This is a genomic window from Acidovorax facilis, assembly GCF_023913775.1.
Lineage (GTDB): Bacteria > Pseudomonadota > Gammaproteobacteria > Burkholderiales > Burkholderiaceae_C > Acidovorax > Acidovorax facilis.
The window spans coordinates 1-12,292 of record NZ_JAMXAX010000036.1 but is presented as its reverse complement, the minus strand read 5'-3'; the positions used below and the strand labels follow the sequence as shown (position 1 = coordinate 12,292).

Annotated in this window: 13 protein-coding genes and 1 pseudogene; 5 read left to right on the top strand and 9 right to left on the bottom strand. The window is 64.5% G+C overall.

Translation table 11 applies throughout. The annotated features are described in order from the left end of the window. Positions 1-25 precede the first annotated feature (25 nt). The 3 genes from NFX52_RS12495 to NFX52_RS12485 all read right to left on the bottom strand — a co-directional run bounded on the left by NFX52_RS12495 (position 26) and on the right by NFX52_RS12485 (position 1,117). On the bottom strand, positions 26-340 hold the full coding sequence (locus NFX52_RS12495) for a hypothetical protein (protein WP_156358748.1): 315 nt from the start codon (positions 338-340) through the stop codon (positions 26-28). 133 nt (positions 341-473) lie between these two features. After that, positions 474-662 (bottom strand): hypothetical protein, encoded by a 189-nt coding sequence (locus NFX52_RS12490; RefSeq protein ID WP_156358749.1) that lies wholly within the window; start codon positions 660-662, stop codon positions 474-476. A 101-nt stretch (positions 663-763) separates the two neighbouring features. Then, the gene (locus NFX52_RS12485; RefSeq protein ID WP_156358750.1) at positions 764-1,117 is read right to left on the bottom strand and encodes a hypothetical protein; all 354 of its coding nucleotides are present in this window, start codon (positions 1,115-1,117) and stop codon (positions 764-766) included. Positions 1,118-1,271: 154 nt separating this feature from the next. On the opposite strand from NFX52_RS12485, the pseudogene NFX52_RS12480 reads away from it, so the two are divergent. Continuing rightward, positions 1,272-1,586 (top strand): annotated as a pseudogene (locus tag NFX52_RS12480) (IS110 family transposase); the annotation flags it as partial. A 178-nt stretch (positions 1,587-1,764) separates the two neighbouring features. Here the strand turns inward: NFX52_RS12480 and NFX52_RS12475 are convergent. The 3 genes from NFX52_RS12475 to NFX52_RS12465 form a co-directional block, all read right to left on the bottom strand. Continuing rightward, entirely contained in the window at positions 1,765-2,520 is a 756-nt protein-coding gene (locus NFX52_RS12475) for a sulfite exporter TauE/SafE family protein (protein ID WP_055398671.1), read from the bottom strand. 219 nt (positions 2,521-2,739) lie between these two features. Continuing rightward, positions 2,740-3,369, bottom strand: a complete 630-nt coding sequence (locus NFX52_RS12470; RefSeq protein ID WP_055398704.1) for a pyridoxamine 5'-phosphate oxidase family protein — start codon at positions 3,367-3,369, stop codon at positions 2,740-2,742. 237 nt (positions 3,370-3,606) lie between these two features. Next, complete coding sequence (locus NFX52_RS12465) at positions 3,607-4,152, bottom strand: carboxymuconolactone decarboxylase family protein (protein ID WP_055398705.1); 546 nt, start codon at positions 4,150-4,152, stop codon at positions 3,607-3,609. A gap of 192 nt (positions 4,153-4,344) precedes the next feature. Between NFX52_RS12465 and NFX52_RS12460 the strand changes: the two genes are divergently transcribed. From NFX52_RS12460 to NFX52_RS12450, 3 genes are all read left to right on the top strand, one after another. Beyond that, a complete protein-coding gene (locus NFX52_RS12460) occupies positions 4,345-5,244 on the top strand; it encodes a helix-turn-helix transcriptional regulator (protein ID WP_055398672.1) in 900 nt (299 codons plus the stop codon). 191 nt (positions 5,245-5,435) lie between these two features. After that, positions 5,436-5,933: a hypothetical protein gene (locus NFX52_RS12455; protein WP_055398706.1), complete on the top strand. Its 498-nt coding sequence runs from the start codon at positions 5,436-5,438 to the stop codon at positions 5,931-5,933. Then, positions 5,930-6,193, top strand: a complete 264-nt coding sequence (locus NFX52_RS12450; RefSeq protein WP_055398673.1) for a hypothetical protein — start codon at positions 5,930-5,932, stop codon at positions 6,191-6,193. Before NFX52_RS12455 ends, NFX52_RS12450 begins: the two co-directional genes overlap by 4 nt. Positions 6,194-6,202: 9 nt before the next feature. Here NFX52_RS12450 and NFX52_RS12445 read toward each other — a convergent pair whose 3' ends face one another. Genes NFX52_RS12445 through NFX52_RS12435 form a run of 3 tightly spaced genes read right to left on the bottom strand, consistent with a single transcriptional unit; the run spans position 6,203 to position 10,677 of the window. After that, positions 6,203-7,849: an acyl-CoA synthetase gene (locus tag NFX52_RS12445; RefSeq protein WP_055398674.1), complete on the bottom strand. Its 1,647-nt coding sequence runs from the start codon at positions 7,847-7,849 to the stop codon at positions 6,203-6,205. A 50-nt stretch (positions 7,850-7,899) separates the two neighbouring features. Further along, on the bottom strand, positions 7,900-9,570 hold the full coding sequence (locus NFX52_RS12440; protein WP_233559231.1) for a diguanylate cyclase domain-containing protein: 1,671 nt from the start codon (positions 9,568-9,570) through the stop codon (positions 7,900-7,902). Between the two features lie 3 nt (positions 9,571-9,573). Beyond that, positions 9,574-10,677, bottom strand: a complete 1,104-nt coding sequence (locus tag NFX52_RS12435) for an ABC transporter substrate-binding protein (RefSeq protein ID WP_252635661.1) — start codon at positions 10,675-10,677, stop codon at positions 9,574-9,576. 60 nt (positions 10,678-10,737) lie between these two features. Here NFX52_RS12435 and dnaG point away from each other — a divergent pair. Further along, positions 10,738-12,292, top strand: a 1,555-nt coding sequence (gene dnaG, locus NFX52_RS12430; protein WP_252635660.1) for a DNA primase, incomplete at its 3' end; no start/stop codon positions are given.

The following is a 12,292-nucleotide window of genomic DNA, read 5'->3' as shown; positions in this document are numbered from 1 at the left end:
GACAAGCTGTGCCCGAACAGGCCATTCAGGGCTGAAGGCCTGCCTTGATCTTGCGAACCGCTGCAACGTCGCCAAGGAAAACTTGCAGGGCATCCTTGTCTTCACGCGAAAGGTCCGCACTGTCGAGAAGATGGAGTTGGTGGATCACAACTTCCAGTGCCTCTGCGAGCCTGCCAATTTGCTTGCCGTAACTGCCAACCTTCTCCAGCGCGGCTTGCTCTACCTTGGCGTTTGAAGTCGCTCCCAAGTTGACCTGAAAGAGATTGAACGACCAATTTGGAAGGATGGGCTGGGAGAGCGCTGTGGGGGCCAGCTGAAGTGGCATGTAGAAGTATGACAATTTGCACTCCCAGGGAATTTCATGAGTTCGGACGGCAATGCTGGCGTTCCTCGGCGGTGGGTGGGCCTTGTTCTGCTTAACGCCTTGAGTTCAGCCGCCGCCGTAGGCGGTCGGCTGCGACGAATAGTTAGAACTATTGGGAGTCAATTATTCCCTTTGCTTTTTCGATTGCCTCGGCCGCATTGCCTGATGCCAAATCCTTCAAAATTGCTCCTGTTCCGAGAAGAATAAGTCCGACGACTGCGACTTTTTCTGTGGGAAGATCTTTGGCGGCTTCAAGTAACTCTTTGAGACCAGCAGTTATTGATTCGAGCGTGGACATTCGTTGCTTCCTTATTGTCAATGGAATTTAAATTCTAGCGAATAAATTAAGCCACCATTATACGGATTAATTTGGTGACCAGGTTAGATTTATAAGTCAAATTAGCTATCGGAGGAGCTGAATTTATTCTCGAACGATCGAATTGCTTCTCGAATTTCTCGGAACTCGCGAGACTCCTCAAGTTCGATGCTGCGCTTAATGCTTTTTACTTTTCTAATTAAATCTTCGCTATTTGAAGATGAATCAATGATAAAGGGGTTTTTTACAACAAGAGCTAAAACAATGAGAGTATGAGTTGTGTCGCGCTGGCCTGATTCCTCTCGCTCGCTATAAATTTCTTCTAGTCTATTTTGCGACATCGAATTGATTTTTTTCCAGTTCTCAGAAATGCCCTTTTTAATTACATCTTGGGCTGCATTGCCAATGCCTTTTACGACACTACCAAAAAAACTCATATAACAACTCCTTCTTTCTATGTAATCAATCTAACGAATGGAAGGGACTTCCCCGTCCCGAGTGAACCGCGCAGTTGTGGCATAAGGCATCCAGTTGCCACAATGGGAAGTTCGATCTCTCATCAACTCACTCGCTTGTTGGAAGGGGAAGTCCATGTCTGCCATTGTCTCCATCGGAATCGATCTGGCAAAGAACGTCTTTGCTGTGCATGGCGTTGATGCCACAGGCAAGCCGGTACTTTTGCGTCCCAGTGTGCTGCGTGCCAAGCTGCTCGAACTCATCGCCGCGCTGCCACCATGTCTCATTGGTATGCACGCGTGCTCTGGCGCCCACCACTGGGCTCGCGAATTCCAGAGGTTCGGCCACACCGTGCGCCTGATGGCGCCCAAGTTCGTCGCCCCCTACCGTCTCCCCGGTAAGTGCGGCAAGAACGATGCGGCTGATGCCGCTGCCATCTGTGAAGCCGTCAAGGACATCAAAAGCCGCGTGTTGCTGGACCATAGTGATGTGTCCACCCCCATGACCTACACCCATGTAGTGAAAGTGGCTGCCAGGGGCACTGCCTGTCCGCTGGATCTAACAAAAAAAACCTCTAGCGCTTATCCATCAAGCGCTAGCAGCTATCAATAGGTGAGCAATCTCACAATCACCCCCACCTTGCCAACAGCTTGGGCACACTCGCCACCAGCATCGCCACCCCGGACAACGTCAGCATCCCCAACACAATCTGCCGAAACCGCGCCTCGCTGATGCCGTGGTACAGCTTGGCGCCGAGCAGCGTAGGCACCAGCATGGCAGGTATGACGATGGCCACCAGGGGCAGCGCTTCGCGGGTAACCAGGCCGGTGGCCAGGTAGGTGATGAAGGTCACCAGCAGCATGGCCAGGTTGAAGTTCTGGATGATGGCGCGCTGCACGTCCTTGTCCAGACCGCGCAAGGTGCACCACAGGGTGGGCAGCACGCCGGTGAAGCCGCCCAGGCCACCCATCACCCCACCGGCCAGGCCCACCACCGCGTCGGCCACGCGGCCGCCCCGGGTAATGCGGGGCAGCTGTTTGGCCATCAGCATGGCCGGGCACCAAAGCACCAACAGCGTGCCCAGGATGACCTTGAACGCGTCCATGTCCAGGCGGGGCAATACGGCCACGCCGATGGGGATGCCCGCCAGGCCGCCCAGCACAAAGGGCAGCAGGCGCGCCCGGTCAAAACCCCGGCGCACGGTGGCCGCTGCCACCAATTGGCCCGTGAGCGCGCCGCACACGGCCAGCACGGCGGCCAGGCGGGGTTCCAGCGTCCAGGCCCAGAAGGACATGGCCACCATGCCAAAGCCGAAGCCCGAAAGGCCCTGCACAAACCCGGCGGCCACGGCGCCCAGGGCTACGATCAACAGCACGGAATCCATTGCACCTCCACTGCTATCGGCTGCGTTCAACAATCCGCTCACGCTGAGCTTGTCGGAGCGCTGCACAAGGCTTCGACCAGCTCCGCCTGAACGGCTTCGGTAGATCGCAGACACGCAATTCGTTTTAAGGGGCTGCCAAGCCAGCCGGGTCCATTGTGCAGGTTGGTTCGCGGGCCCACTCGGGCACAGGAGCACTTTGGCCCGCACACAGCTTGTCCATCAATACAACGTGGCTTGCTGGCGCGCGGGCAGTTCGCGGTCGTAGGTGGCGCCGTCAAACCGGCCCTGCGTGATGGACGCGAGGATGGCACCAGGGGTCGGCACCGTGCGCGGGGTGCCAGGCGGTACAGCGCTCCACAGGCGCGAGCGCTGTATGGCGCGGGCGCACTGGAAGTACACGGCTTGCACATCAACGACGATCACGCATTTGGGCGGCTGGCCGTTGACCACGAACCGCTCCATCAGGTCGGGCGCCACGCTGATGCGCGCGTGGCCGTTGACGCGCAGGGTTTCGCCCACGCCGGGGATGAGGAACAGCAGCGCCACGCGCGGGTCGGCCACGATGTTGCGCAGGCTGTCGGCGCGGTTGTTGCCACGACGCTCGGGCAGGAGCAGGGTCTTATCGTCCTGCAGCTGCACAAAGCCCGCCGGGTCACCACGCGGCGAGGCGTCCAGCCCGCCAGGGCCGGTGGTGGCCAGCACGGCAAAGGGCGACGCCGCGATCATGGCGCGGTAGGCGGGGTGCACATACGGCAGCTCTTTGTGGACGGAGGCATCGCTGAGTGGGCCCAGCAAGGCCTCCAGGCGTGGCAGGGTGTCGATGGCGTGCTCGTCGCGGGCGGGGGTCATGGCGGTAGCTTCCTTGGGGTAGGGTGGCAACAGAACAGCCATGGTGCGGCAGGCCCGCCGCCCCGACAAACGACTTTGCGGCAGGTCACGCGTGCAAAAAGCGCACGCATGGAGTCCGGCACGTGGGAGTGCCGGCCCCACTGCCCTGCCCCCAGCGCATGGCACTGGCACGGCACATGCCGCGCCAGGGGCGGTGCGCAATCCGGCCCGTAGGCAAGACACGCGCCACTCCTTTGTTCAGCGTGCGGGACGCAGCTTGACGCCGGGGAAATCCACCGGCACCGCGAGCGCCACGTTCACGTAGTTGGTGAACAGGTTGAGCGCCACATGGCCCACGATCTCGACGATGTGCTCGTCGCTCCAGCCTTGGTCGCGCAGCGCCTGCACATCGGTGGCATCCACCTGGCCACGTTCATTGACCAGCTTCAGCGCAAAGCGCAGCACGGCGGCGGTGCGCGGGTCGGCGGATTCTCCCGACTGCGCGGCGGCCAAATCGTCGCCGCTCACGCCTGCCTTGCGGCCCAGCGCAGTGTGGGCGGCCAGGCAGTAGTCGCAGGCATTGCGGTTGGCCACGGCCACGGCAATCTGCTCGCCCAGTGCGACACCGATCACGCCGCCACCCAGCGCACCAAAGGCGGCCCACATGCTTTGCAGCGCGGCAGGCGAGTTGGCCACCGCGCGGAACATGTTGGGGGTGGCACCGAAAGCGCCGTGGATCTGGTCGAGCACGGTGCGCACGGAGCCGGTGGCGGCGGTGCGGTCAACGAGGGGGACGCGGGCAATGGAAGAGGAGTTAGCGGACATGGTGTGGATTTCCTTGAAGGTCATGAAAGACGGTTTGGTTTAAAGGGCCGGTGCTTGGTTAAGGGGTTAAGCACCGGGTGCCTGTTCTCAGCACCCCTGCAGTGTCCAGCGTCAGCGCGTACCATTGGACACATAAAATCCATTATTCATACCCAATCATCCAGAATCACCATGAATGCCCGCAACACCTGCACCACGCCTCTGCCAATGCAGGCACCCGCTCCGTTTGACCGGCTGTCGTCGCTGCTGGAGCGCTTTCGGGTGCGCGCCCACCTGTTCCACAGCGGCCCGCTGTGCGGCGTGACCCACTTTGCGGCGGCGCCCGGGCGCGGGTTTCTGCATGTGCTGCGCCGTGGCAAGATGGTGGTGACGCACCAGCCCCAGGCGGGGCCACTGGAGCGGCTGGAGGTAGCTGAGCCCAGCCTGCTCTTCTACGCCCGACCGCTGGAGCATTTTTTTCACAACGCGCCCACGGAGGGCTCGGACTTCACCTGCGCGGCGCTGGACTTTGACGGTGGTGCCAGCCACCCGCTGGCCCGCGCCCTGCCCCCGCTGGTGCTGCTGCCCCTGGGCAAGGTGGACGGGCTGCAGCAGTCGCTGGACCTGCTGTTTGCCGAAACCGACCGCCTGCGCTGCGGCCACCGCGTGCTGGCCGACCGGCTGTTTGAAGTGGTGCTGCTGCAGCTGCTGCGCTGGCTGCTGGACCACCCCGAGCAGGCGCGCATGCCGCCCGGCCTGCTCACGGGTCTCGCCGACCCTGCCCTGGCCCGCGCCCTCACCGCCTTGCACGATGCGCCAGGCCAGCCATGGAGCCTGGCACAGATGGCGCAGCAGGCAGGCATGTCGCGTAGCGCGTTTGCGGCCCGCTTCAAGGCCGTGGTGGGCGACACCCCCGCCGACTACCTGGCGCACTGGCGGCTGACGCTGGCGCAGGCCCATCTGCGCGGCGGACGGTCGTTGAAGTCGATTGCCAACGAGCTGGGTTACGCCAACCCCTCGGCGCTGTCGCGCGTGTTTGCGCAGAAGGTGGGCATGTCGCCACGGGTCTGGCTGGAGGGCCTTGCGGCATAGCGAGCTAAGCCGCCACCTCCTCTGCCCGGCTGGACGCGCGGCCCACGGGCCGCCACAATTTCCAGCGCCGGCTGCGCAGCGCCAGGATTTTGATAAAAACAGGCCCTGACGCTTATCCTGATTGCGCAAAAAGCTATGTAAATGATAGCAAAACTCTGTAAATGGATCAGCCGCCGGAAAGGATGCACACCATGAACGCCGCTCTCACCCAACTGGCAGCCGACTGCGGGCTGGCCAGCGACGCCCACACCCCGCTGCGCCTGGCCTTTGGCCTGGCCTGTGTGCAGCGCGTGCGCCATCTGCTGGAAGATCCGGAGGCCATCGCCGGCCTCGACGTGCTGGCCGCGTTCACGGCGGGCACAGTGGATGCGGCCACTTTGGCCAACGCAGCAGAGCGGCTGAAAGCGGTGGCCTCGCACCACCGGGGCTCGCAGTCGCTGGACGGGTCGGCCCATGCCGCCGTGTCGGCCACCTACGCTGTGGCCAAAGCGCTGGCGGGCCGGGCGCTGGAGGCCGCCAGCTACGCGGCCTATGCCACGGTGTATGCCTATGGCGGGTATGCGGTGCAAGACCTCTCGGCGTTTGAGCCGGAGCACCAGTGGCAGGTGCAGGCGCTGCAGCGGCTGCTGGACGATGCGGCGACCCAGCGGTCGGCGAGGCCCCTAGCCGCCAGCCAGCCCTGCGCATGAGCCGCCAGCAGGTTCTCGCCGCGCTGGCCGCCCCGCTGCGCGTGATCCTGGAGGCCGAACTGGCGCAGGGCAACGTCATCGACGAGGTGGCGGACTGGCCGCCCCGGTGCGAGTTGCTCGTGATCCTGCGCCGCCCTTTCGCGAAGGCCTACCCGACCGGGCCTGGCGTGGAGTTCACCGCCATCGAAGACCGGCACTACTGGAAGTCCGAATACAACCTGGAGGACGGTCGGCAGACGCTGGCGTGCGGTTTTGGCTGAGCCGGGTGATCAGACGTTGATGGCGGCCGCCGACCCGGCCTGCTTGCGCAGCTCGAACTTCTGGATCTTGCCCGTGCTGGTCTTGGGCAGCTCGCCAAACACCACGGCACGCGGCACCTTGAAGCCCGCCAGGTGCTTCTTGCAGTGCGCCACGATGTCCTCGGGCGTGGTCTGCGCACCGGCCTTCAGCTCCACAAACGCACAGGGCGTCTCGCCCCACTTGGGGTCGGGCTTGGCCACCACGGCGGCGGCCAGCACGTCGGGGTGGCGGTAGAGCACGTCTTCGACCTCGATGGACGAGATGTTCTCGCCGCCCGAGATGATGATGTCCTTGCTGCGGTCCTTGATCTTGATGTAGCCGTCGCGGTACTGCACGGCCAGGTCGCCGCTGTGGAACCAGCCGCCTGCAAAGGCCTCGTCGGTGGCCTTGGGGTTCTTGAGGTAGCCCTTCATGGCGATGTTGCCCTTGAACATGATCTCGCCCATGGTTTCGCCGTCCTGTGGCACGGGCAGCATGGTCTCGGGGTCGAGCACGCGCACGTCGCGCTCCAGGTGGTAGCGCACGCCCTGGCGGGCGTTGAGGCGGGCGCGCTCGCCGATGTCCAGGGCATCCCAGGCTTCGTGTTTGGCACACACGGTGGCGGGGCCATACACCTCGGTCAGGCCGTACACATGGGTCAGGTCGAACCCCATTTTTTCCATGCCCTCGATCATCGAGGCCGGTGGCGCGGCGCCCGCCACCATGGCCTTGACGCCTGCGGGGATGCCCACCTTCATCGCATCGGGCGCGTTGACCAGCAGGCCGTGCACGATGGGCGCGCCGCAGTAGTGCGTGACACCGTGGTTGCGGATGGCGTCGAAGATGGCCTGCGCGTCCACCCTGCGCAGGCACACGTTGACGCCTGCGCGGGCTGCGATGGTCCACGGAAAGCACCAGCCGTTGCAGTGGAACATGGGCAGCGTCCACAGGTACACCGCATGTTTGGGCATGTCCCACTCCAGCACGTTGCTGATGGCGTTGCTGGCCGCGCCCCGGTGGTGGTAGACCACGCCCTTGGGGTTGCCCGTGGTGCCGCTGGTGTAGTTCAGCGCAATCGCATCCCACTCGTCGGCGGGCAGGCTCCAGGCAAAGGCCGCATCGCCGCTGGCCACAAAGGCTTCGTAGTCGGTGCCGCCCAGGCTTTGAAAGGCGGGGCCATAAAGCGCGTCCTGCACCTCGATCACGCGGATGGGGGTGGTGCCCGTGCGCAGGGCCAGCGCCTTGGCCATGGTGCCGCTGAACTCCGGGTCCACGATCACGGCCTTGGCCTCGCCGTGGTCGAGCATGAAGGCGATGGCCTCCGGGTCGAGCCGGGTGTTGAGGGTGTTGAGCACCGCGCCGGCCATGGGCACGCCAAAGTGCGCCTCCACCATGGGTGGGGTGTTGGACAGCATCACGGCCACGGTGTCGTTCTTGCCAATGCCGGCCTGGGTCAGCGCGCTGGCCAGCTGGCGGCAGCGCGCGTAGGTCTGTGCCCAGGTCTGGCGCAGCGTGCCGTGCACGATGGCCAGACGGTCGGGGTAGACCTCGGCCGTGCGTTCGATGAACGACAGGGGGGACAGGGCAGCGAAGTTGGCTTCGGTGCGGGGCAGGTGCTGGTCAAAGATGGAGGTCATGGGTCGGTGCTGAGAGGTAAACAGAACGCAGCCTACCGCCCCAGGCTGACTCAAACCCTTCGGCGGCGACTCTGCTTGATACGGTACATCGCCGCGTCGGCGCTGGCCAGCAGCGTGTGCGCGTCGTGCGCGTCGCGCGGGAACAGACTCACGCCGATGCTGGCTCGCACCGGGAAGGGCTGGCCTTCGATGTCGAGCGGAGACTCGAAGGCCTGCTCCAGCTTGGCAGCGATCTGCAGGGCCGCATCTTCGGAATCCACGTTCTCGCACAACACGGTGAATTCGTCGCCCGCAAGCCGGGCCACGGTGTCGGCCTGGCGCACGGCGCCTACGATGGTGCGGGCCACGGCCTGCAACACCAGGTCGCCCACGGCGTGCCCCCGCCCGTCATTGATGGCCTTGAAGTCATCCAGGTCCACAAACAGCAGCGCGCAGTCACGCCCGCTGCGGCGCGACAGCTCCAGCGCCTGCGCCAGGCGCTGCTCGAACATGCGTCGGTTGGGCAGGCCGGTGAGTGCGTCGTGGTGTGCCAGGTGGGCCATGGCATCGCGGCTGGCGTTGAGTTCGGTCATCTGGCGCAGGATCTGCTGCTCCATGTCTTGAAAGCTGCGCGCCAGCTCACCCACCTCGTCCTCGCGATCCACCGGCAGCACGCCGTGGGGACGGCCCTGCGGCAGTGCCTGCGTGGCGCGCACCATGGCTTTGAGGGGCTGGGTGACCACGCGTGAAACCAACGCCGCCAGCACCACCCCCACGGCACTCAGCACCAGCAGGATCTTGAGGATGCTGTTGCCCAGGTTCACCACCTCGCCCTGGACCGCCGCCAGTGGTTGCGAGAGCCCCACCACCATGAACCGCTTTTCCTCCTCGCGCCCGAAGGGCATGCGCACGAACGAGAAGACGCGGGCCTCTTCGTCGTCAGTGCCCGGCAGGCTGAGCACCACCTCTTCCTGGTGGCCCCCGACCAGTGCGGCCACGGGCGCAAAGCTGTCCTGGATCAGGATGCGCTGGCCCCGGTCGAACCCGAAGGTCTGGCTGGCGTCCGGGTGCACCAGAAAATCGCCCCAGCGGTTGCTGAGGAAGAAACCATAAGGCGCGGGCAGCGCTGTATTGAAGCTACGCAGGAAATGCTGCGCCGCCACACGCACCACCACCACGCCACGCACCTGCCCCCCCCGCACCACGGGCGAAGCCATGCTGAACACGGGCAGCGGCTCGGCATCGGCTGCGCCTTCGTGGTTGATGCCGAACTCCGACACATAGACCTCGCCCGGCGCCAACGCCAGGGTTTCGAACACAAAGGGGAAGTGGGCCTTCTCCTGCAGTTCGTCCTCGCTGGCGCGGACCCACGCGTCGCCAGTCCGGTCGATGCGTACGAGCTCCAGGCCAAAGTCCTGCACGCCAATGAAGCGGATCTGCAGGTAGCTCGGGTGTGTGATCAAGCTGGCACGAAACACATCAGCCAGCACGTTCTTGTCCTGCTCTATGGCCGCCACACTGGCCAGAAAAGCCGTGTCGCGCGCCACGGTGCCAAAGCCGGCTTGCATGTGGCGCGCCAGCACCTGCGTGGTGGCCAGCAACGCCTGTTCGGCCCGCCCCTGCAGGCGCGCGCGGCTGGAATCAAAGGTGTAGTAACCCGCAAGAATGGCCGCAAACACACTGAAGGACGCGAGCAGCATCCCCAGCCGCAGCGCAATGCCCCATTTCATGCGGGTTTTCATGGCTCAGAACCGGTTCGGTCGGTCGCCCGACAGGATGCGCTGCCACAGCTGCGCGCGGCGGGCCTCGTCCTCCACGGGCTCCAGCCACACGATGGCGCCTGCGGGGGCATCGCCCGACAGCGCGAGCGGCTCTTCGAGCGTGTTGGCCAGGCCCTGGCGCCGGGTCAGTTCGCGGCTGACGGAGGGGTCGAGCATGTAGTTGATCCACTCGGTGGCCAGCGCCACCTGGGTGGACCTGCGGGTGATGGCCCAGCAGTCCAGCCAGGCCAGCGCCCCTTCGCGCGGCACCACATAGCCCACATCCAGCCCCGCATCCCGCAACTGCTTGAGCTGCTGCTGGCCATAGTTGGCGTGCATGACCGCAATGCGGTGTTTGCGAAACAGCTCCAGCGACTCTTCGGGAAGGCTGTAAAACGAGCGCACGTTGCGGCGCAGGGCCACCAGATCCCGCGCCAGCGGGCCGAACTGCGCGGCAGGGATATGGAACGGCGCCATCCCCCGGTACATCGCAGCCAGCGAAAAACCGTGGCTGCTGCCGTCAAATGCCAGCACGCGCCCGCGCCAGCGGGGGTCCCACAGCACGGCAATGGAGGCAGGCGGGGTACTGATCTGCTGGCGGTCGTAGATCAGCCCCATCTCTGAATAGGTGTAGGGCATCGCATACACGTCCGAACCCTGCGCAATGCCAGCGATGGCATGCAGTTGCCGAAAGCGCGGCAGCTGCCGCTCGGTGTTGGGGATGTTGTGCACGGGCAACGGTGCGAGCAGCCGGCGGACCACCAGCCGCGCAATTTCGGCCGTATTGGCGGCCACCAGGTCAAAACCGACTCCCTGGGGGTTGGCCAGCTTGGCACGCAGCACATCGTCAGAGGCGACGGTGGTGATCTCTACCTTGGCGCCATGGCGCTTCTCGAAAACCGCGACGATATCGGGATCGGCATACCCGGGCCAGGACAGCACACGCAGCACCGGCGCCGCCTGCGCGGCCGTGGGCCACAGGCCTGTTGCCACCAGCGGCAGCAGCACAGCCACATCCCGGCGCCGCAGCATGTGCTGCGCCGGGGTGCCTGCCCCACCCACCGCCTGGTGCCGCAACGTGACTGCCATGCCGAAAGCCCCGCTTCTGCAATATCTGGTAACAAATAGTTTACGCGGACAATACGGGGTGTGACGATCCCACAGTCTTTCATTCAGGAGTTGCTTGCCCGCGTCGATGTGGTCGACATCGTGGGCCGCTACGTGCCATTGAAGAAAGGTGGCGCCAATTTCATGGGGCTGTGCCCCTTCCACGGCGAAAAATCCCCCTCGTTCAGCGTCAGCCCCGCCAAGCAGTTCTACCACTGCTTTGGTTGCGGGAAAAACGGCAATGCCATCAGTTTCCTCATGGAACACGCGGGCATGGGGTTTGTCGAGGCGGTACAGGATCTGGCCCAGCAGGTGGGCCTGCAGGTACCGGACGACGACATCTCCCCGCAGGAAAAAGAGCGCGCCGCCGCCGCCCGCCAAAAGCAGGCCACGCTGACCGATGTGCTCGAAAAAGCCGCCAACGCCTACCGCCGCCACCTGCGCGAGTCACAACGCGCTATCGGCTACTTCAAAGGCCGTGGCGTCTCGGGCACCGTGGCCAAGCGCTATGGCCTGGGCTACGCACCGGAGGGCTGGCGCAGCCTGGCCAGCGTGTTCCCCCAGTACGACGACCCGTTGCTGGAAGAGAGCGGGTTGGTCATCGTCAACGACGAAGATGGCGGCAAGCGCTATGACCGGTTTCGCGACCGGGTGATGTTCCCCATCCGCAACGTCAAGGGCGAATGCATCGGCTTTGGCGGGCGGGTGTTGGGCGATGACAAGCCCAAGTACCTCAACTCACCCGAAACCCCGGTGTTCCACAAGGGGCGCGAACTGTATGGTCTGTTCGAGGCGCGCACCGCCATCCGCGAGCACGGCTACGCGCTGGTCACCGAAGGCTACATGGACGTGGTGGCGCTGGCGCAGCTGGGCTTTCCGAATGCGGTGGCCACGCTGGGCACGGCCTGCACACCTGAACATGTGCAAAAGCTGCTGCGCTTCACCGAATCGGTGGTGTTCAGCTTCGATGGCGACGCGGCAGGTCGTCGCGCTGCGCGCAAGGCACTCGATGGAGCCCTGTCCCACGCCACCGACACGCGCAGCATCAAGTTCTTGTTTTTGCCTGCCGAGCACGACCCCGACAGCTACGTGCGCGAGCACGGCACCGACGCCTTTGCCCGCTGCATTGCCGAGGCCGTGCCGCTCAGCCGCTTCCTGGTTGAATCAGCAAGTGATGGCTGCGATCTGGCCACCGCCGAGGGCCGCGCCCACATGGCCAGCAACGCCCGCCCGCTGTGGACGGCCCTGCCCGATGGCGTGCTCAAGCGCCAGGTGCTCAGCGATCTGGCGGACCTGACCCAGCTCAAGGCCCAGGACCTGGCCGACCTGTGGGGCCAGGCCACGTCGCGCGAGGCACCCCGGTCCTCCCACTCTGGCTACTCTGGTCACCCCGGCGCAGGCAGTGCGCCAGCCCGGCAGGCCCCGGCGGCCTACGATCACGAACCGCCGTCCTGGGACGCCCCGCCCGATGCCGGAACGTGGCCGCCCCAAGGGGAACCGGCCGGAGGATATCCAGGCAGCTATGGCAATGGCAGCGGCTACGGCAACAACAGGCCCGCATTCCGCAAGGGTGGCGACTGGAAGAGCAACTGGAAGA

Bases quoted from the DNA above. Each gene is read 5' to 3' on its own strand.
- NFX52_RS12490 (WP_156358749.1), bottom strand. From the start codon at position 662: ATGTCCACGCTCGAATCAATAACTGCTGGTCTCAAAGAGTTACTTGAA.
- NFX52_RS12485 (WP_156358750.1), bottom strand. From the start codon at position 1,117: ATGAGTTTTTTTGGTAGTGTCGTAAAAGGCATTGGCAATGCAGCCCAA.
- NFX52_RS12475 (WP_055398671.1), bottom strand. From the start codon at position 2,520: ATGGATTCCGTGCTGTTGATCGTAGCCCTGGGCGCCGTGGCCGCCGGG.
- NFX52_RS12470 (WP_055398704.1), bottom strand. From the start codon at position 3,369: ATGACCCCCGCCCGCGACGAGCACGCCATCGACACCCTGCCACGCCTG.
- NFX52_RS12460 (WP_055398672.1), top strand. From the start codon at position 4,345: ATGAATGCCCGCAACACCTGCACCACGCCTCTGCCAATGCAGGCACCC.
- NFX52_RS12455 (WP_055398706.1), top strand. From the start codon at position 5,436: ATGAACGCCGCTCTCACCCAACTGGCAGCCGACTGCGGGCTGGCCAGC.
- NFX52_RS12450 (WP_055398673.1), top strand. From the start codon at position 5,930: ATGAGCCGCCAGCAGGTTCTCGCCGCGCTGGCCGCCCCGCTGCGCGTG.
- NFX52_RS12445 (WP_055398674.1), bottom strand. From the start codon at position 7,849: ATGACCTCCATCTTTGACCAGCACCTGCCCCGCACCGAAGCCAACTTC.
- NFX52_RS12440 (WP_233559231.1), bottom strand. From the start codon at position 9,570: ATGAAAACCCGCATGAAATGGGGCATTGCGCTGCGGCTGGGGATGCTG.
- NFX52_RS12435 (WP_252635661.1), bottom strand. From the start codon at position 10,677: ATGGCAGTCACGTTGCGGCACCAGGCGGTGGGTGGGGCAGGCACCCCG.